The organism is Dasania marina DSM 21967 (assembly GCF_000373485.1).
GTDB lineage: Bacteria > Pseudomonadota > Gammaproteobacteria > Pseudomonadales > Dasaniaceae > Dasania > Dasania marina.
Window position 1 is genome coordinate 1 of the sequence record NZ_KB891586.1, and the last position, 21,335, is coordinate 21,335.

Annotated in this window: 12 protein-coding genes and 1 pseudogene; 1 reads left to right on the forward strand and 12 read right to left on the reverse strand. The window is 46.6% G+C overall.

Going from position 1 to position 21,335, the window contains the following annotated elements; all coding sequences use genetic code 11:
• Nucleotides 1-8: 8 nt before the first annotated feature.
• From B067_RS0112780 to B067_RS0112820, 9 genes are all read right to left on the reverse strand, one after another.
• On the reverse strand, nucleotides 9-1,169 hold the full coding sequence (locus B067_RS0112780; protein WP_019529719.1) for an IS30 family transposase: 1,161 nt from the start codon (nucleotides 1,167-1,169) through the stop codon (nucleotides 9-11).
• A gap of 471 nt (nucleotides 1,170-1,640) precedes the next feature.
• Nucleotides 1,641-2,438 carry a transglutaminase domain-containing protein gene (locus B067_RS0112785; RefSeq protein WP_019530473.1) on the reverse strand — a complete coding sequence of 266 codons (798 nt, stop codon included), beginning with the start codon at nucleotides 2,436-2,438 and terminating at the stop codon, nucleotides 1,641-1,643.
• Between the two features lie 89 nt (nucleotides 2,439-2,527).
• Complete coding sequence (locus B067_RS0112790) at nucleotides 2,528-3,487, reverse strand: alpha-E domain-containing protein (RefSeq protein WP_019530474.1); 960 nt, start codon at nucleotides 3,485-3,487, stop codon at nucleotides 2,528-2,530.
• 3 nt (nucleotides 3,488-3,490) lie between these two features.
• Entirely contained in the window at nucleotides 3,491-4,942 is a 1,452-nt protein-coding gene (locus tag B067_RS0112795; RefSeq protein ID WP_019530475.1) for a circularly permuted type 2 ATP-grasp protein, read from the reverse strand.
• A gap of 1 nt (nucleotide 4,943) precedes the next feature.
• Nucleotides 4,944-5,843 (reverse strand): transglutaminase family protein, encoded by a 900-nt coding sequence (locus tag B067_RS0112800; RefSeq protein ID WP_019530476.1) that lies wholly within the window; start codon nucleotides 5,841-5,843, stop codon nucleotides 4,944-4,946.
• On the reverse strand, nucleotides 5,840-8,416 hold the full coding sequence (locus B067_RS20435; RefSeq protein WP_156820838.1) for a circularly permuted type 2 ATP-grasp protein: 2,577 nt from the start codon (nucleotides 8,414-8,416) through the stop codon (nucleotides 5,840-5,842). Before B067_RS20435 ends, B067_RS0112800 begins: the two co-directional genes overlap by 4 nt.
• Nucleotides 8,417-8,521: 105 nt before the next feature.
• Nucleotides 8,522-11,896 (reverse strand): transglutaminase family protein, encoded by a 3,375-nt coding sequence (locus B067_RS0112810; RefSeq protein ID WP_019530478.1) that lies wholly within the window; start codon nucleotides 11,894-11,896, stop codon nucleotides 8,522-8,524.
• 453 nt (nucleotides 11,897-12,349) lie between these two features.
• The gene (locus B067_RS0112815) at nucleotides 12,350-12,781 is read right to left on the reverse strand and encodes a GFA family protein (protein ID WP_019530479.1); all 432 of its coding nucleotides are present in this window, start codon (nucleotides 12,779-12,781) and stop codon (nucleotides 12,350-12,352) included.
• A gap of 149 nt (nucleotides 12,782-12,930) precedes the next feature.
• A complete protein-coding gene (locus B067_RS0112820; RefSeq protein WP_156820839.1) occupies nucleotides 12,931-13,257 on the reverse strand; it encodes a hypothetical protein in 327 nt (108 codons plus the stop codon).
• Nucleotides 13,258-13,311: 54 nt separating this feature from the next.
• Here B067_RS0112820 and B067_RS20445 point away from each other — a divergent pair.
• Nucleotides 13,312-14,229: pseudogene (locus B067_RS20445) on the forward strand (transposase).
• Nucleotides 14,230-15,036: 807 nt separating this feature from the next.
• On the opposite strand, the gene B067_RS0112830 reads toward B067_RS20445, so the two are convergent.
• The 3 genes from B067_RS0112830 to B067_RS0112840 form a co-directional block, all read right to left on the reverse strand.
• Nucleotides 15,037-16,641, reverse strand: a complete 1,605-nt coding sequence (locus tag B067_RS0112830; protein ID WP_019530483.1) for an ABC-F family ATPase — start codon at nucleotides 16,639-16,641, stop codon at nucleotides 15,037-15,039.
• 194 nt (nucleotides 16,642-16,835) lie between these two features.
• Nucleotides 16,836-18,374, reverse strand: a complete 1,539-nt coding sequence (nhaC, locus tag B067_RS0112835) for a Na+/H+ antiporter NhaC (RefSeq protein WP_019530484.1) — start codon at nucleotides 18,372-18,374, stop codon at nucleotides 16,836-16,838.
• Nucleotides 18,375-18,661: 287 nt separating this feature from the next.
• Complete coding sequence (locus B067_RS0112840; protein WP_019530485.1) at nucleotides 18,662-21,082, reverse strand: TonB-dependent receptor; 2,421 nt, start codon at nucleotides 21,080-21,082, stop codon at nucleotides 18,662-18,664.
• Nucleotides 21,083-21,335 lie beyond the last annotated feature (253 nt).

Here is a 21,335-nt window from a genome sequence, read left to right on the forward strand (position 1 = left end):
CGGTGATCTCAAGCGGTCGCTGCAACACAAGTATTAAATCTAGCAGCAGGTGTTTCGTATTCCAATGTTTTTCTCGGCCTTTCGTTGAGTCGTCGAGCTATCCCATTTAACTTTGCTTGGGAGTGATCAGACAGGTTTGTTCCTTTTGGAAGATACTGCCGCAATAACCGGTTAGTATTTTCATTAGAGCCTCGCTGCCACGGTGACTGAGGGTCACAAAAGTAGACCTTAATATCTGTCGCTAGCGTAAATCTCTTGTGAGCGGACAGCTCACTACCGCGATCCCATGTCAGAGATTTATAGAGTTCGTTGGGTAACTTTTTTGATTGTTTGATTAACGCTGTAACTACAGTGGCTGTCTTTCTGTCTGCTACTTTCACGAGCATGACGTATCGCGAATGCCGCTCAACTAGCGTCGCTATATAGCTGTTGTGGGTACCTGCAATTAAATCGCCCTCCCAGTGACCAGGTACCGCTCTATCTTCAACGGATGCGGGTCTCTCACTAATGGTAATGGCATCTACGATCTTTCCCCGCCCTACGCCTTTAAGACTAGAATACTTTGATCTACGCTTAACACGTTGTGATCGCAGGCACTGAATAAGCTCTTTTTTTAAGGCTCCTCGCGCTTGTATATAAAGCGTTTTATAAATAGTTTCGTGTGACACGTAAAAGTTCTCACCTGCCGAATATTCTCTCTTCAACCAACCTGATATTTGTTGAGGAGACCATCCAGCTTTAAGTTTTCGAGCGACGATCATACTAAGCGATTGATTACATAGCAGCTTACATCGCTTTGGCCGCTTGGCTCTCTCCCATGCGACTTTATCTGCTCGGCTAGCCCGATAGAGGTCGTATCCTCCGTTACGATTAATTTCACGACTAATTGTAGACGGAGCGCGACAAAGCCCACTCGCTATCTCTCTAATTGATTCATCAGTCGCTATGCCTCTGGATATTTCCTCTCGCTCGGATAACGACAAACAACGGCTCGACCTTTTTCGGACTGGAGGTCGTATGCCACCGGTTTCAGCGATGATGTGCTCAATTGATGAGTGATACCTATCAAATAGCCGAGCTATATCGGCTAGTGAGTCACCTTGTTGGTAGCGATCCCACATTAACTCTCTCTGCTCGGCGGTATAATATATTCGTTTTCTTCGTTTCATAGCGACGCTCTCCTTAATTAAAGAATAGCGTTGCAATGACCAATTGAAACCACAGCTAGATTTAGACTTTTAAGTCTATACCAACAGTTAAAAGTGTGAATATGCACATAAATAGTTCGACTGTATAAGCCTCTCAATAAATAACCAATGGAAGTATATATAGATAAGCCCCCTTTCAACGCACGATATTGCAGGCAGTAAGCTAGTTGTTTGCAAGACAGTCGCTGGCATGGATGCCAGCGCCTAGCCTACACGGATGTATTCACGGCGTGTCTTGCGGGCAGCTGGCTTGCTGCGGCCACAAGGATTAATAAATTATTTAGGGATTAGGTTTATCGCGCTAAGTTAGAAATGATTGGCGGGTAGGCCGGATTAGGTGGATACCGGATCGAGTCCGGCATGACAGGGTAAGTAGAACATAGTGATAAGCAGTTTAACCCTGCACCGCAAAATAAACTGAACCCCAGTAAATTAAAGATCATTATTATTCAATAATTCCACTGTGATTTTTTGGCTATGAGCAAAAGTTTCCGGCCCAAACTGATTATAAATAGCCACATCGGCAGCATCGCGGCCAAAACCTACCGCAATATATCCTCCCTTAAGTTGGGCTTGGGTGGGGTCAAAACTATACCAGCGGCCGCCCACATAGGCTTCAAACCAGGCATGTAAATCCATGGGCTGTAACTGGTGTAGATAGCCCACCACCAGACGCGCAGGTATGCTAATACTTCGGCACATGGCGATAGCAATATGTGCCAAATCTCTACACACCCCTTGGCCGTTTTGATTGACCTCTACCGCAGTGATGGGCCAATTATCTTGGCTAGGGCTATAGCTGATATTTCGCCTCACCCAGTCGACTATGGCCGCCACTTGATCATAGCCCGCTAGCTGCCCATCCACTACCGGCATAGTCATTTCATGGAAACGATCAGACTCGCAATAACGGCTGGGTAATAAATAAATTAATACCTGCTCAGGTAAATACTGTATCAAGGTGAACGGTGCACCTGGCGCTACATCCAGCTGAGCGCTAGTCATGATGTCGGCACTGGTACGTACAGTTAAATTACCGGGATCAGCAATCAAGCGTTGGCAGAGGTTACCGTAAATATCGGTAAATTCCGAAGCCTGATAATGCGGGGTGATAGCGTATTCCTCACGCGCCACCCATTGTTGAACACCACTGCGCGGCCTTAGCATAAACACAAAGGGCGTAGGCTGGTGTATCACAAAGTTTAATTCGCAACTAGTACGCAACCACATGAGTCATGCTCCTTCATAGTTAAAACTTCATCATTAAAATCAGTATTATTGTTTGTTAGAGCCTGGAACTTTTAAAATCTGGCCCTACATCAAGCACTGCTCTGCTCTTGAGACTGCATTTTTCCAGACAAAAAATACTGATCGGCAAAAGCATCGCTAATATGTATCAGGCTGAGCTGTAACTCATCGATATATTCATGCAAGGCTTCTTGCTCCAGTTTGCCCACCTTAGTTTCAATCAAGTCGCGCTTTACCCGACCTATAAGCCGTAAAGGCGCTTCATTATTAGGTAAGTCTAGGGTGCAAAATTCAACTCTAGAAATACAATGATAAGGCGCACGCGGAAACACCTCAGATTGGAATAAAAACTTCAACACATCCGAACGATTAATTTTTACCTGCATACTACGCCGGTACATTTGATAGGCAGACAGGGATTTCAAAACACTCATCCATTGAATCAGGTCAAAAGGCTGCAGGGTTTGATTTTCATCAGCCAGCAAATCGGCGGAGCGCACATCGATAATACGCGAGGTCATATCACAACGTTCTAAATTGCGGCCTATTAACAGAAATGAATAACCCTCATCTTGATTCATAGTGCCAGCCAACAAACCATTAAGGGTTTGGCAGCGTAAAATAATGTTATTTAAGTACTCGAAGCGTTGCGATTTTATAAAAACCCTACTGGCATTGTCTTTAGCGTATAAATACAGGGCATTAATCTGCTCCCAGCTTTCCCTGGGGATGACATCGCGTATGGTGCGGGCGCTTTCTCGCGCCCCGGCCAAGGCCTTTGCCAAGGACGAAGGGCTATTCTCTTGGTTAACTAAATACGTTAACACCGTGCGCTCACTAAAATCATCATGCAGCTCAAGATAGCGCTCGCGTGTGCCGGTAATATTGATCAATGGTTCCCATCCTGGGGCTATGCTTTTAGGTAAGTCCAGTAATAAATTAGAGTTAACATTAATCAGCCGAGCTAGATTTTCGGTGCGCTCTAAGTATCTAGCTGTCCAATAAATCATTTCAACAACGCGAGATAACATACCCTAGGCCTCTTCATCCACTATCCAGGTATCCTTGCTGCCACCGCCCTGAGAGGAATTAACCACCAAGGAGTTTTTCACCAAGGCCACTCTAGTTAAGCCACCGGTAGTGACCTCTATTCTATCGCTGCTTAAAATAAAAGGCCGCATATCCACATGGCGCGGCTCCACTTTATCGCCAACCAAGGTGGGCACTGTTGACAAGTTCAAGGTGGGCTGGGCTATATAATTACCGGGGTTAGCTTTAATTAACGCCGCAAACTCCTTTTGCTGCTTTTTGGTAGAGGCAGGGCCTACCAGCATGCCATAGCCGCCGGACTCGTTGGCGGGCTTTACCACCAACTTATCTAAGTTTTCCAACACATACTTCCTATCGTCTTCATACATACAGATATAGGTTTTTACATTGGGCAAGCTAATTTCTTCGTCTAAATAATATTTAATAATTTTTGGCACAAAAGCATATACCACCTTATCATCGGCCACCCCAGCACCCGGCGCATTAGCCAGTGCAACATTATTTTTACGCCATGCTCGCATTAACCCTGGCACACCTAAAGTCGACTCTTTATTGAATACTTCCGGGTCTAAAAACAAATCATCGATACGGCGGTAAATCACATCTACCCGTTTTAGTCCTCTCATGGTGCGCATATACACACAGTCGTCATCGCAAACTACCAAATCTCTACCTTCCACTAATTCACAGCCCATTTGCTGGGCAAGATAGGCGTGCTCAAAATAGGCGGAGTTATAAATACCGGGGGTTAGCACCACCACTTCCGGGTAATCGGCAGGCCTAGGTGAAATAGACGCCAACATATCAAACAGTTTTGAGGGGTAATCATCTACCGGCAGTATGCTGTAATCCTCAAACATTTCAGGGAATACCCGTTTCATGACCAGCCGGTTTTCCAACATATAAGACACCCCAGAGGGCACTCTAAGATTATCTTCCAGCACATACATAGTGCCATCTTTATCGCGCACTAAATCTGATCCGCAAACATGCGCCCAAATATTTAAGGGCGGCTTAACACCTACACACTGCTCGCGAAAATTTTTTGAATTTTTAAACACCGCTCTAGGAATAATGCCATCTTTTAAAATGCGCTGTTCACCATACAAGTCGGCGATAAATAGGTTTAAGGCCTGTACCCGCTGTTTTAATCCCGCTTCGATTTTCTCCCATTCGGTTTTAGTCATAATGCGGGGGAATATATCTAAGGGCCAGCTGCGATCTATAGAACCGCCTTCCTGATTATAAACGGTGAAACTCACCCCTATTTCCTTAATCGATAACTCTGTCGCTATACGATAAGTTTCAAGCTCACTATTGGATAAAGAGGCTAGGTATTTTGCCAGTTTCTTGCCATGGGGGCGGGCTTTATTACCTGACAGCATCAATTCATCATAGTACTTTTCGACTCGATAATTTTTCCATTCAATAGTCATATCATGCACTTTCCTGGCTGGGTGCCAACATGGGCGCAACATCCACTTTCACTTCTAACTTATGCGCGCCACCGCCATAAATAACCCCCTTCAAGGGAGTAACATCAGCATAATCACGCCCCACCGCCACGGTCACATAGCGCTCATTGGGCTGTTGATTATTAGTAGGGTCGAAATCTTGCCAGCCAAAACCTGGGATATAAACACTGAGCCAGGCATGGGAGGCGTCCGAGCCGACTAATTTCACTTTGCCGGGAGGTGGGTCGGTTTCTAAATAACCGCTCACATAGGCTGCAGGCAGGTTCATGCTGCGTACGCAGGCGATTTGTAAATGAGCAAAATCCTGGCACACCCCTTTGCGGTGCTCCATCACTTCGCTGAGTGGTGTACTAATAGTGGTAAAGCCAGGTTCATAGCTAAAGTCGGTATAAATACGGGTGGTTAAATCTTGTAAGGCCTCAAAAACAGGCCGGCCTTCGGTAAATGATAACTGGGCATAGGCTTTTATTTCGTCATCCAAAGGGACTAGTGGCGAAGCCAATAAATATTCTTGGGCTTCTATATCGATACTATTAGTCGACGTTTGGATAATATCCCGCGCCTCATGCCAAGGCATTTTCTCGCACTCTACACTAGGCTGCGGTGGCGGTAACGTAAGCACCTCACTCACCACTGTAACGGTGAGTATTTTATGCTCTCGATGTATATCAAAGCTTGCCACCTTATTGCCAAAGTAATCTAACCTTTCAAAAACTTTTTGCGGCGCAGGAAATACTTTAGTTTTTGTTTTCTCTACCGTTTGGCTGCGATTATTAAGCGGGGTCATGCGTACTTCATTATGACAACGGCTGACAGATTCACTATAAATATATTTGCTGGTGTGGCTCACACGGTACTTCATGGTGCGATCTCCAAACGTATAGTCGTTAACTGTTGTGCACTTTCGGTATGGCTAAAGTAGGTGTGATGCAGGGATTTAGAAAGCGCGGTAATAGTCTGCTCAATATCATCCAAAAATAAGGTTAATTCAGCACGCTTATTATTTTCAACCGCCGTTAAATCATAAGCCCGTGTAACCCTAATACGCGTGGTGGCGAGTAAACACAGGCGCTGCTCTTCATCTAAATGCTGCGCCTTACTGGTGCGAGGCAAACGACTCACAAATTGATCGATACGATAAACCTGGTAAGCCAAGGAGCGCGGGTTAGTCGGCTCCAGTAACAACAACTCTAATGCAGTTTCTATACTCTGGGATTTTCTAAAACGCCGCCTATGGGTAATTAAACTTTCCTGCGTGGTTAACATGGCCTCGATTAATAGATGTTCAACCACTTTTTCTCTGACATCACTTAGGCAAAAACGCAGCAATTTAATTTGTATTAATACCCGCTCTATACGCCGCCCTATATCCAATAAATGCCAGCTATTATCGTGTGGCATGCTTTCACTGGCTAAACCGATAAAGGCCATAATATACGATATGGCCTTATCTAAACGATTGTGCAGTGTGTACAAATTGGTGGGAGTAGCTTGTAATTGATTAAATTCTTCGTCTAGATCATCTATGGTTCGCCAGGTATCGTTAGACCATAAATCACGTACACTAAATGCCGAACGCACAAAGCTATTTAACACTTGCGCCAGCCCGCCCATACGCTTGCCATCGAGTATCAAAGACTTAAGCTCTACAAAAGGTTGCTGTAATAGCTCTGCCTTTTTCTCACCTATAAACCCCGGTAAAGTGCCGGTCATGACAGTCAATGCTTGTAACAGTATGTGCAGGCAGGCCTTATCGCTATCATCACCATAGTCATCACTGTCGTTGAGGTTGGCAATCACTGTGCGCAACAGCCTAGCCGTGCTCTCACTGCGCTCTATATAGCGCCCCACCCAATATAAGTTTTCTGCTGCGCGGCTTGCTAGCACCTCCTCTTCCGGGTTGTCGAATTGCCCCGTGTGCGCCACCTGCGGCCACACTCTTAGTTGCTTATCGGGAGCGTCGCTTAAAATCCAGGTATCCTTACTGATGCCACCTTGCTCAGCCGACACATAAGAACTATCAGCATGGCGTGCCGTGCGGGTTAAACCGCCAGGCATAGCGCTATAACCGTTTTCAGTCGCCACCAAAAAACTACGCATTACGCTAAGCCTAGGTTCAAGTGAGTTACCAATTAATGTTGGCGCAGTTGAACAATGTAAATACTCTTGGCCTACATAGAGATACGGATTGCGCTTTATACGTAAACGTAACTCATCCAACTGTGCTTTATTGAGTTCGTGACAAAAGATACCCGAGTGGCGATCGCTAATAGATTTAACGACCAGCTGTGGCAAATGCTCTAACACATACTGTAATTCTTTATCTTGGCCACACCACCACGTTGCCACTGATGAAATCTTTAATTCTTCCCCCAACAAGCTTTTGGCAATTGCCGGTAAAAAAGGTAATAGCCCAGGGCTTTCCAACACGCCTGAGCCTAAGGGGTTAGCAATAATGACTTGTTTCTCACGTACAGCCTGTAACAAGCCAGGTATACCTAGCTTGGAATCTTCATGCAGCTCTAGCGGGTCACAACAACTATCATCTAAACGCCGAAAAATAATATCGACTTGTTTTAAACCCTCTAAGGATTTAAGCCAGACCTTGCCATCTTTTACGGTTAGGTCATTACCCTGCACTAAATGGTAGCCTAGGTATGAGGCCAAATAGGCATGTTCAAAATAGGTTTCACTGTTTGGGCCGGGTGTTAAAACTACAATGCGGGGATCTTCACGTAGCGGCGCGAGCTTGCTTAAACTTTCACGTACCATGCGAAAAAATAACGACAACCTATGTACTTGAATCTCCCTAAAGGTATCGGGAAACAAACGCGTCATCACTATACGGTTTTCTAAGGCATAGCCCGCACCGGAAGGCGTTTGCGTGCGATCGGCCATTACCCACAGCTGCCCGTCAGGGCCGCGAGAAATATCACAGGAATAAAAAGTTAAGGTGTTGGCTTCTTTTGGTAAGTTATTACAGGGGCGCAAAAAATGTTTATTGCCATACAATAATTTTGCAGGGATTAATCCCTCTTTAATTAGGCGGCGCTCACCATAAATATCCTGCAGGATAAGATTAAATAAGGTGGCCCGCTGCGCTAACGCAAGCTCGCGCTGATCCCATTCTTTTTGTGGTACTAATAAGGGAACGGGGTCCAGCTGCCAAGATTGTGAATAATTATCGGCATCATGATAAACATTGTAGTTAACGCCATTCTCGCGCAACAAACGCTGCGCCTCCATATGGCGGCGTTGTAACTCCTTGCCACCGACCGCCTGCAAAGAGCTAATTAAAGGCTGCCAATGCGCCTGCGTATGCTTGCCCTCTTTAGACCACATTTCATCATAGGCCTGCCCTTGCAGCGCGCCATAATTATTAGCTAGCTGTAGGCCTATAAGCTCGGCGGTTGGCATTTCGGTTGCATCAGTCAATCGTCAATCCTTCTATAGTCATTAGCGTAAATCGACTTACGCTATGTACAAATTTAAACTCTTTATAGTTTTTTTAGTATTAGGCTTCAACGAAAAATAAGCACATTATTTTTTTGCCCGCCGCAAATCTAAGGTGTGCGGATATTCCGGCTCAACAATGACTTGCGGCAGTGCCATAGGCCCAAGCATCGATCCTTCTGCCACAAAATAGCCAGCGCTAACCTGGCCGGAAAACTGCGCGCCAAAATTGCCCGGGGTGTGGCCGATATCCCAAAAGCGGGACAGCCTTCGGCCCTCGGCCTCTAAGCTATTGACGGGGAAGGTGGCAAAATGGCGGCCCCCTGGATGGCTAACATGGTAAGTGCAGCCGCCCACCGCCCTGCCCGACCAGGTATCAATTAAGTCAATTATCAGCGGCGAATGCACAGGAATTGTAGGATGCAGCGCCGAAGGTGGCTGCCAGGCGCGAAAGCGCACACCGGCCACATATTCACCCTGCACACCGGTATTCATTAAAGGCAGGCGATAACCATTGCACGACAGCGCATAGCGCGTGTCGGTTAGGCCAGTGACTTTTACTTGTATGCGCTCTATAGAAGAATCGACAAACCGCGAGGTGCCACTGCTGCTAACCTCCTCACCCAATACATGCCAAGGCTCGATAGCGGTGCGCAACTCTATTTCTATATCGTTAATTTGGCGGCGGCCATACACCGGAAAACGAAACTCTAAAAAGGGAAACAACCACTCGGCTTTAAAATCAAAACCGGCGAGCTTTAAATCTTCGGCGATATCTTTAATATCGGCCCACACATAATGGGGCAGTAAAAATCTATCATGCAGCTCAGTGCCCCAACGCACTAAGGGGTGGTGATAAGGCTGGTGCCAAAACCGCGCGATCAAAGTGCGCAGCAATAACATTTGCACCAAACTCATACGCGGATGTGGTGGCATTTCAAAGGCGCGAAATTCTACCAAACCCATGCGGCCGGTAGCACTATCGGGCGAGTACAATTTATCGATACAAAACTCAGAGCGGTGAGTATTACCGGTAATATCCACCAACAGGTGGCGCAACAATCTATCCACTAACCAAGGCTGTGGTGTTTCGCCGTTAGGTATTTGGCTAAAGGCGGTTTCCAGCTCATACAAATATTCATGGCGGCCTTCATCCACCCTAGGCGCTTGGCTGGTGGGCCCTATAAACAAACCAGAAAACAAATAAGACAAACCTGGGTGATGCTGCCAATAGGTAATTAAACTGCGCAGCACATCGGGGCGACGCAACATGGGGCTGTCGGCAGGGGTAGCACCACCTATGGTTACGTGATTGCCACCGCCGGTGCCGGAGTGGCGGCCATCGAGCATAAACTTTTCGGTGCCCAAGCGCGCCAAACGCGCTTCGGCATATAAAGTATGGGTGTTGTGTTTTAAATCCTGCCAGTTTGCCGCGGGGTGTATATTGACTTCTATCACGCCGGGGTCGGGCGTCACCGCATATTTGTTAAACCGGTTATCATTAGGTGGCGCATAGCCTTCAATAATCACCGGCATGTTGATGGTTTTGGCGCATTGCTCTATGGCCGCCAACAACGCTAAGTAATGTTCTAGGTAGGCCAGTGGCGGCATAAAGATATACAGCTTGCCCTCTCGGGGCTCTACTGCCAGCGCGGTTAATACCTTCTCTGCACTGGCGATGCTGGCCGAGGTTTTAGCAGCGGCTGCATGCTCTTGCTTACAAGCTTTTGTCGACTTGGCAGTGACCGGCGCTACCGCTTGCTGGCTAAAGGTTTTTGGTAAAGGCGCTACCGCCTCAAACAAATCCCGCGGCTGCAAGGTATCGGCAGGCTCGGGGCTGTGGCCATAAACCCGCTCTAACGGCAGCCGTAAGCCCATGGCGGAATTACCCGGTATTAAAAACACATGTTCACGGCGCAACTGCCAATGGCTGCTGTGCCAAGCTTGCGCGCGTAGATTCCAAGCTATAGGCAACACATAACCCACCGCCTTACCTAGATCATTGCCAAGTACTTGCGCTAGTTTTTGGCGCTCATGGGAGTCTTTTAAATCCGCCTTAGTGGGATCTAGGCTGGCCGGTTGATTGCCCTCCAACCATAAAAAATATAACCCATCTTCATAGGCGGGTTTTATGTAACTATTAGCCAAACCAATGATGCGACATAACTCGATGGTGAACTGTTGGGCGTGCTCAATCGTAGCGCCATAGTCTTTACGCCTATCTGCCATTAACGCGGCATCATGCCAAATAGGCTGTTGATCACGCCGCCAATAACAGGCCAGTTGCCAGCGTGGCAAAGGCTCGCCCGGGTACCATTTACCTTGGCCATAATGGCGAAAACCGCCGGGGGAAAATTGCGCCTGTAGGCGCAGCAATAAATCTTCTGCCAACTCACGTTTGTGCGGGCCATCGGCGGCGGTATTCCACTCATCCGCCTCCATATCGTCTATGGATACAAAAGTAGGTTCGCCACCCATAGTCAGGCGGGTATCGTTTTTTTCTAACAAGCTATCTACATAAATACCCAGCTGATCAATGGCCTGCCACTGTTGTTCGCTATAGGGTTTGGTTACCCGTGGGTCTTCATGGATGCGGGTGACGCTATTACTAAAACTAAACTCCACCTCGCATTCATCGGTGCCGCCAGTAACCGGTGCGGCACTTTGATAGTGAGCGGTACAGGCCAGCGGAATATGGCCTTCGCCGGCAAAAATTCCGGACGTTGGGTCCAGCCCTATCCAGCCTGCGCCGGGCACATAGGCTTCAACCCAAGCATGTAGGTCAGTAAAGTCCTCAGCCGGGCCACTGGGGCCGTCCAGCGATTCAACATCTGATGCCAATTGCACCAAGTAACCGGAAACAAAGCGCGCGGCCAAACCTAACTGACGCAAAGCCTGCACCAGTACCCACGCCGAGTCGCGGCAAGAGCCAGTTTTTTTAGTGAGAGTTTCTGCGCAGCTTTGCACCCCAACCTCAAGGCGTATGGTGTAGCCTATGTGTTGTTGCAGCGCCGAATTTAGGCTTACTAAAAACGAAACGGTATTGCCTTTATGCTCCCTAAAAGGCTTAAGCCAGGATAGCAACTCTGGACTATCGTCTTCACATTCAAAATACGGGGCTAGTTCTTTTTTAAGCTGCGCTTCGTAGGCAAAGGGGTAAACCTCGGCATACTCTTCCACAAAAAAATCAAAGGGGTTAATCGCCAACAGCTGGGCGATGATGTCTACCTCAAAGGAAAACTCAGCGGTTTTTTCTGGAAACGTCACCCGCGCCAAATAGTTACCAAAAGGGTCTTGCTGCCAGCTAATAAAATGGTTTTCAGGAATAACCTTAAAACTATAGGCCTGTATATGGGTACGGCTATGGGCCGCAGGCCGCAAGCGAAACACATGGGGCGACATCGCAACCAAGCGGTCGTATTGATAATGGGTCTTGTGGTTTAAGGCAACGGTGATAGACATCAAGCGAACCCTTGGTACTGAGCATAGCCTAGGGGGGCTGATAGCTCGGATTAAACCCTTTACTACTGCTAATCGGCATAGTGATTATAGCCGGTTAACTATAGACCTAAATTGGGAATAAAGCTTTTTTGTTATTAGAAAGGTAAGGCCCATGGCTGTGGCTTGGATACGGTATTGGGCGCTGTGTTGGCTATGTCTAGTTTAGGCTGGAGGGGTGTGGCGGGGAGGTTTTTGGCGGTTGTAGCTTAGAGTGAAAAATTGCATGGGTTCAGTAACTGCTGATAGCTCATGGGGTTGGTTTTTTAAGGGCTATGGCTTTGTTGATCCATTAATCACGGTTGTTTGTTATATTTTCTTGGCGCCGGTAAATATTTCTCTGGCCCTAAATCACTGACGCTACAGTACTGCCCCTACAGTACTCGCCTTAAAGCACTCTAGAATCATAACGCCGCATTAGCGGCTTGTACGCTGCAAGGCCTTGTTGAGTAACTCTATATCAGGCATTTCCTCAAAGTGTTTCCCAGATGACGGAATCTCTTCCCAGCTTGCTTTTGATTGGGTATAGATGTGCACCACAATTTCTAGATCCTCTTCATTTTCAAGCAGCCCTGCTGGAACCCAGTATTTGTCCGTGCTTCCCAATTGATTAGGAACGGGGCTACCGCATTTAGCGCAAAAACTGGAACTGAAACCAGTATCTTTTTTGTAATGGGAAACGTTATTTTGACCAGACGTCCAAGTGAACTTACTTTCATGCACAAATGTTGAAGCATTGGCAGATGAACCACTTTGTTTGCGGCATAATGAGCAATGACACTGTAAAAGATTTGGAATTTCACCTTCAATTTCAAATTGCACGTCGCCACAAAGACATTTTCCGATCATTTTTATTTCCTATTACACTTAACAGTTTGTTATTGGATGTGGTTAGATCTAAAGTTCAAAGGATCAGAGAGATACTGCCTAGTTTATTATCTCGATGTAGTTACAGGGTTAAGTTTCAAAAATTGTGACTCCTTGATCGCATGATCGCACTACACATTGCTCATCGCTGAGTAGTGTGAAATTACGCGCTTATTCCACCGTACTAAAGTATTTTTTCTTTCCATATGAGAGCTTAATAGCTTTTTATCCTCAGCTCTAAATTCATTTTTTTCATAGATATAGTTTTGAAATTCGTAGACCTGCTTAACCAGCTCATGCAGTGGATTTGAATCAGAGTGTTTAATATTCTCAAACTCAATTGGTTGATCAACATCAAATATAGGGTCGACGCGATCCTGGTGCTGAAAATAAAGCACCCCCCTTTCCTGCTGGATATGGCTAACCACTAATAAGACACCCACTTTAAAGCTTGACACAGAACCAAACAACTGTATATTTAACCAGCATCAGTAACCAAGGAGCGGTTAACTATGCCAAAACCCAGAAAGGAACTGGTCTCCCTAGACGCAACCCCTTACTATCACTGCACCTCCCGCTGTGTAAGGCGNNCTTTTTTGTGCGGTATAGANAGCTTTACCGGCAAAAGCTACGAACACCGAAGGCAATGGGTTGAAGACCGTATTTTATTGTTAGCTAAAGTCTTCACCATTGATCTGTGTGCCTATGCAGTGATGAGTAATCACCACCATGTTGTATTGCATATCAATAAGGCAGCATCGCTAAACCTAAGCGATAAAGCAGTTAACTGATGATTAAGCCCGACAGAACTTGATGCTGTTAAACTCAAGCTTGAACAATGGCGCTTACAGCTTTGTGATATCAGCTGGTTTATGCGGGCTTTAAATGAACCTATCGCCAGGCAAGCCAATGCGGAGGACCAGTGCACCGGCCGATTTTGGGAGTCACGTTTTAAATCACAAGCCCTATTGGATGAAAAAGCCCTGCTTGCCTGCATGGCCTATGTAGACCTTAACCCCATTAGAGCCAAACTGGCTAAAACACCTGAGCAGTCACAGCACACCTCGATTAAAAAACGTATAAATGCAATAAAACAGCAGCAACACCAACCCAAAGCCCTAGCCAGATTTATCGGCAACCCCCGAGATCCTATGCCAGAAGGCATCCCCTTTCATCTAAAAGATTATATAGAATTAGTCGACTGGACTGGGCGCATTATTCGCAGTGATAAACGCGGTGCTATTAATCAACAGCTACCACCTATACTTGAGCGCCTAACGATAGAGCCACAACAGTGGCTAACGCTAAGCACTCAATTTGAATGCCGATTTAAAAGCTTGGTCGGAGTGAAAGAGAAACTGAAAGAAATGGCGAAGATTTTTGGCTATCAACGTACGCCTGGATTATCTAACTGCGCAGCTTTGCTTTAATTAAATCCCACTCTCAAATAATCCTATGCCAGATCGGTAGGTTCAGTGCTGCCTAAAAATCGTGAAGACTATTAATTCTTGTAATTTTAAAGATCTGACAACTCACTTCCTTGAATCAGTTGTTTCGCTTGATTACAGGATTGTGTTTTTTTAATTTATTAGAGTGGGTGTCTTACTAAGATTGAAGATTGATTTATTAGAGTGGGTGTCTTACTAAGATTTAGAGTGGGTGTCTTACTAAGATTTTATTACAGGATTGTGTTTTTTTAATTTATTAGAGTGGGTGTCTTATTAAGATCTTGCGGCGAAGATTTTTGGCTATCAACGTACGCCTGGCTTGGCTAACTGCACAGCTTTGCTTTAATTAAAACCCACTCTCAAATAATCCTATGCCAGATCGGTAGGTTCAGTGCTGCCTGAAAATCGTGAAGATTATTAATTCTTGTGATTTTAAAGGTCTGACAACTCACTTCCTTGAATCAGTTGTTTCGCTTGATTACAGGNTTGTGTTTTTCTTAATTTATTAGAGTGGGTGTCTTACTAAGATTCTGGTGTCTTACTAAGATTCTTTAGAGTGGGTATCTTACTAAGATTTTACTAAGATTAAGATTGGGGAATTATTAAAGCTTAAGCTAATCGCGCTAATTTAGAAAAGGTTAGCGGGTAGGCCTGATTAGCTGGATGCCGGATCGAGTCCGGCATGACAGTATGAGGAGCAACTGGACACCGGCTAGCAGGCCGGTAATGACCCTATGAGGATGTACAACTTGATACCGACCAGAGGCCGGTATGACAGAGAGGCAACCGCTAGGCGACTTTCTGCGCCGCTTGCTGGCTAGCTAAGTACTCATCATAAGTACCTTGGTAGTCGATGACCGCTTCATTTTTAATCTCTACCACTCGAGTAGCCAAGGAAGAAACAAACTCCCTATCGTGGCTAACAAAAATCAAAGTGCCATCGTAGCCTTTCAGCGCGATGTTTAACGCCTCTATAGCTTCTAAGTCCAAATGGTTAGTGGGCTCATCCATAATTAACACGTTAGTGTCCAGCATCATTAACTTGCCAAATAACAAACGGTTTTTCTCACCACCCGAACATACTCTTGCTTTTTTGTTAGCGTCATCCGCGGTAAACAACAGGCGACCCAACATGCCACGCACAGCTAAATCATCGTGCTTAGGGCTGCGCCATTGTGACATCCAATCGAACAAGTTGAGGTCACTATCAAAATCGGCGCTGCTGTCTTGCGGGCAGTAACCTATATTGACGTTTTCTGACCACTTAATCATGCCGCTATTAGCTTGCAACTCATTCATTAGGCAGCGTAAAAAAGTGGTTTTACCGGCACCGTTATCACCTATTACCGCTAACTTCGCACCGGCTTCTAAAATCATATTGCCGTTACTAAACAACGTTTCGCCGTCGTAGCCGTGGCTAAGCTTTTCTAACACTAGCGCTTGACGGTGTAATTTTTTAGTTTGCTGAAAGCGTAGTGAAGGTGTTTGGCGACTGGTAGTTTTCACTTCGTCTAAAGAAATCTTATCCATCTTTTTAGCGCGCGAACTAGCCTGCTTAGCTTTAGAAGCATTAGCCGAAAAGCGATTAACAAAGGCTTGCAGCTCGTCTATCTCGGCGCTCTTTTTCGCGTTCTCGGTTAATAGCTGTTCGCGTATTAACGATGAGGCTTCTAAAAAGTATTCGTAATTACCCGGGTAGATGCGCAGCTCGCCGTAATCGATATCGGCCATATGAGTACACACTGAGTTTAAAAAGTGCCTATCGTGCGAAATAATAATCATGGTGCACTTACGATCGTTCAGTACTGTGGCCAACCAGTTGATGGTATCGATATCAAGGTTGTTGGTGGGTTCGTCCAGCAGCAATATATCGGGGTTGGCGAATAGCGCCTGGGCCAGTAGCACACGTACTTTATAACCGGGGGCGACTTGCGCCATAGAGCCAAAGTGAAACTCCTCAGCTATGCCTGCTTCTAGCAAGATATCGCCAGCGCGGCTTTCGGCGCTATAGCCGTCCATTTCGGCAAATTCAACTTCTAGCCCGGCAACTTCCATGCCTTCGTCTTCGCTCATTTCTGGCAAGGCGTAAATACGATCGCGCGCTTGCTTTATCTTCCACAGGGCCACATCGCCCATAATCACCGCATCCACGACACTGTAAGCCTCAAAGGCAAACTGATCCTGGCTAAGCACGCCGACTTTAGCGCCGGGGTTAATAGACACATTACCCGAGGTAGGTGCCAGCTCGCCGCTGAGTATCTTCATAAAAGTGGATTTGCCGCAGCCATTGGCGCCAATTAAGCCATAGCGATTGCCGCCGTCAAATTTAGCAGAGATATTTTCGAACAAAGGCGCAGCGCCAAATTGCATGGTGATGTTTGCAGTGGTAATCAAGAGAAGTTCCAGAATGCTGTAGTGTAGTGGGCCCGCAGCTAATGCTCAGGGGCCGCGCACTATAAAGAGTAGAGAGGCTAATGTCGAGAGCTGCTCACTATTTAACCTAAAAAACAGCTCTCAACCTAGGGAGTTTTAGCGTAAATAGCGGGCTACTAGCTACTTAGCATCCCGCTAGTATTAACGCTTGCAGCTTAGCTGTTTTCCGCTAAGCCAGCGGCAGCGGGCTTGTTAGCGTGGCTGGCAGTATCAGCCTGTTCATTGGCTTGCGCGGCCACACCCGTTACTACACCCGCGCCTGCACCTGCACCCATACCTATACCTAAATAGGCCAACACTATAGACATCACCGGGTTGATCAAATTAAAAAAACAGTAAGGTAGATAAGTGAGCGTGGCTACCCCCAGGGTACCTGCTAAAAAAGCGCCGCAGGTATTCCAGGGTATGAGTGGCGAGGTGATGGTGCCGCCGTCTTCTAGCACGCGGGAGAGTATTTCCGGCCTAATGCCGCGCTTTTTATATTCCTCGCTATACATACGGCCGGGCATGACGATGGAGATGTATTGATCCGAGGCTATGGCGTTCACCCCTATGCAACTGACGATGGTTTTAGCTACCAAAGCCGCGCTGGACACCGACATAGCCAATAGGCCGCGCACTAGCTTTTGTAACATGCCGGTTTTTTCCATCATGCCGCCAAAGCTCATCGCCGCAATAATTAGCCATAAGGTATGCAGCATCGAAAACATACCGCCCCTAGATAGCAGGCTGTCGATTTTGCTATCGCCGGTATGGGACTCATAGCCATCAAACAGCACCGTCCAGGTGCCCTTCACCATGGCCTCAAAGGTATTTAAGCTGCTGTCATCCACAAACTGAATAATCACCGGCCCTTGAAATAGGAGGGCAAACACACAACCCACGATAGTACCCGCCAACACCGTAGGCAGGGCCGGCACTTTTTTCATGGCGAGAAACACCACAAAGGCCACCGGCAATAACATAAAGCCATTAATGGTAAAAGTTTCGGCTAAACCCGCCGAAAACAGCGCGCTATCTACCGCCGTAGCCGGAGGCTGATAATTGAGCCCTAACACGGTAAAAATAACTAAGGTAATGAACATGCTGGGCAAGGTGGTCCACATCATGCTGCGTATATGGGTAAATAAATCGGTGCCCGTCACCGCCGGGGCAAGATTGGTGGTGTCGGACATGGGCGACATTTTATCGCCAAAGTAAGAACCCGATATAATCGCACCGGCGGTAATATCTATAGGCAGATCCATGCTTACCGCCGTACCCATTACCCCTACCCCTATGGTGCCTACAGTAGTCCAAGAGCTACCCACACAAAAAGACACCAAGGCGCAGAGCAAACACCCCGCCACATAAAAATATTCAGGGCTTAGCAGCAGGCCGCCGTAATAAATCATGCTAGGCACGGTGCCGGATAAAATCCAGCTGCCGATTAAGCCCCCTACTGATAGTAAAATCAGTGCGGCCATTAATGCCGCCGACACCGAGCTAATAATAGTTTGCTCAATATCCTGCCAACACAAACCATTTTTAATACCTATAATCGCCACCACTGCAGCAACAAAGGTTAAGACAATTTGGTTGGGGCCTAGGGAGGAATCCTCACCAAAAAAATACACTGATAGCGATAATAAACTCACTAACAAAACCAAGGTAAAGCCTATATCCCAACGGGAAGGCGCTTTAAGCGTAGACATAATAAGCGGCCTCTGTGCGTTTCAATACCTGCATGATGTTAGGCATGTTTTAGCTCTCTGTATTACAAGCACTTTTTTAGAGTGGCTTAAGGCTTTATGGTTGGCTGCAATAGTTATTATTGATGTAAAACTGCGTTAGCCAGCTGTAATAAAACCGCAATAAAATTCAAAAAAAGACCATAGCTTAGCGGGCTAAGCTATGGTCAATAGGGACATACTCCTGGGAGCACTATGAAAACATGGGGGTAAAATAGTGTTTACAAAAACACTAGCTAACCCCAAAGGGCTTAATAATCGTAAGACACCCGCAAGCCTACGGTGCGCGGCCGGTTGGTGGTAATTCTCAAGCTGGTATCTAGCGAGTTAATAAACAACTCGGCGCGCTCATCGGTTAAGTTCTCTACAAATACCTCTGCACCCCAGTGCTCATCTATAGCCATGCCGAATGAGGCATCAACGGTTTGATAAGCATCTTGTAGATAGCGATTTTTCTCTATCACTGAGCTGTATTGCTCGTCGGTATAGGAGTAAACCACTTGCGCATAGGGCTGCATATCACCTATGGCCCACTCATAACGCGCGCGCATATTTAACTGCACCGGTGGCGCTAAGGCTATTTCGCTGCCGGCTTTGGCAATTTGGCTACCGCCCTGTGCGACTTTGGTCATCTCGGTATCTAATAATGAGAATGAAGCAAATAGCATTAGGTTATCGGTGGCGGCAAAGGTTAAGTCGCCCTCTATGCCGTAAATTTCTGAGTTAGACACATTGCCTACAAAGGTCACTACGCCTACGTTTTCGAAATCGGTAATGCCTACTTGCATGCCCTTCCAATCGATAAAGTACATCGCGCCGTTAAAGCGTACCCGGCCATCCATCCAAGTCGTTTTCCAACCGAACTCATAGTTAGTGACTTCATCGCTGTCGTAGGTTTGCGAAACAAAAGCGCTTTCAGGTGGGCGGTTTAAACCACCGGGCCTAAATCCTTCTGAGTAGGTGAAGTAATACAACTGGTCTTCCGTATGGTTGTATTCCATGGTGGCTTTAAAAATGGTGTCGTCTTGCTCGTAAGGTAGGTGATTGGCAAAAATTTCGTCGTAGTTTCTGCCGTTATCATCTTCGTCTGCTGTATTACCCACTTTCGGTGTGGCAAAGCTGGTAGAGCCCAACATAGTGATATCAATCTCGTAATATCTGGCACCCAGCGTTAAGGAAAGCTGATCGCTAAGGTCTAGATTTAACTCACCAAAAATAGCGCGCTGATCTTCTCTACGGGTAATATCATTGGTGTAGCTAATACCCCGTGGACGGAAATCAGGATTTACCGTGGTAGAGCCAGGTATGGGCCTGTTTTGGTAAAAAGATTCGCTATCGTAAATGGCCTGTACATAAAAATTGCTGTCCACTTCGGTTTTTGCATCGTCGTGGTAAAGGCCGGCAATAAAATTAACACCGCCATCAAAATTTGAGCTTAAGCGCAGCTCATTGGTTTGCCTTTTGTTATTCACCTGGCTATCTGGCATGCCCTGTATGGGGCTGCCACAGTGGGTGTAACTGGGTTGGCATAAGTAGTAATAGGAGAAGGTGCCGACGTGGGTATAGCCGGTGTAGTCAAAGCTATTAACCACTTCCCTATCCAAATAAGAACCGGCATAGACTAAATCTAACTCGCCTATGTGGCCTTCTATGGTAATGCCCATTTGATCAAACTGATCGTCTAACTCATCGGGGAAGTAACGGGTAACTTCTAAATCGCCTACCGCAACACCGGTAATGGGTTCGCCTGATGATTGCAAATCATCTATCTTGCTGGGGGCATGATCGAATACACCATCGGCTACCAACTCTTGGTGCATAAACTGACCTAAGATACTCCAGTCATCGTTGATGATGTATTTGGCACCCAAACGGTAACCGGTATATTCAGTGTCGTTAAAATCATCCTCTACAAAGGCTGCGTTATTGGCAACCGTAGTGGTGGCACCTACGGGGAAGCCTTCATCGCCGGGGCCAAAGGAGGTTTCCCCGTAGACGTTATCGATATAGCCACCATCTACCGCTTTATAAAACACACCACGCACCGCTAACTTGCCCTCGATTAACGGAAAGTTAAGCACTAGCTCTTCACTATGGCTGGACTCACCCATGTGGGTGTCAGAAACACTCACATCGACAGCAATTTGTGTTTCATTCACATTCGGCTTATTGGTAATTAAGCGTATGGTGCCCGCCTGTGAGCTAGCGCCAAATAAGGTACCCTGCGGCCCAGGCAACACTTCTACCCGCTCAAGATCAGCGGCGTAAACATCTAAGTTACGGCCAGTGGAGCTGGCAGGCTGCTCATCTAGGTATAAAGCCACATTGGGAACGGGGGCACCAAACTCCACCGAGGTTTGGTCTGAGGAGTCGGTAGCCATGCCGCGTATAAACACGGATGACTGGCCAGGCCCGCGGCCTGCGGAGTTAACGCCTGGCAAGTAACGTACATAGTCGTCAAAGTTAGTGATATTAAACTCATCTAACTCATTCTCTCCCATGGCGGTTACCGCTATGGCAACATCCTGCAAACTCTTAGCGCGCTTGGTTGCGGTTACTACCACTTCTTCCAATGCGCTGACTTTTTTTTGTTCCTGAGCCTGCACGGCGGCGCTCATACTGCTGGCTGAGGCCACGATAATGGCTTGTGTTAATAGTTTTTTAGTAAACATTGCTTATCCCTTGTTATTGTTTTGGGCTTAAGGTCAACACTTAGCCGCCAGAAGCTGCACTAAGTTTATTGATAGAACGAGGCTATAATAGGCAAGGCTGTAGGCTGCTGAATAGTGAAAAGAAAACACCGCAGCTGTAACTAAAAGGCACTAGCTAGCTAACCCCTGCACTAGCGACACTATTTGGGCATTGGCCTTGTTTAAAAACAACTAAATTCATACACTTAAAAGCTTGTTAACTTACACCTAGCTA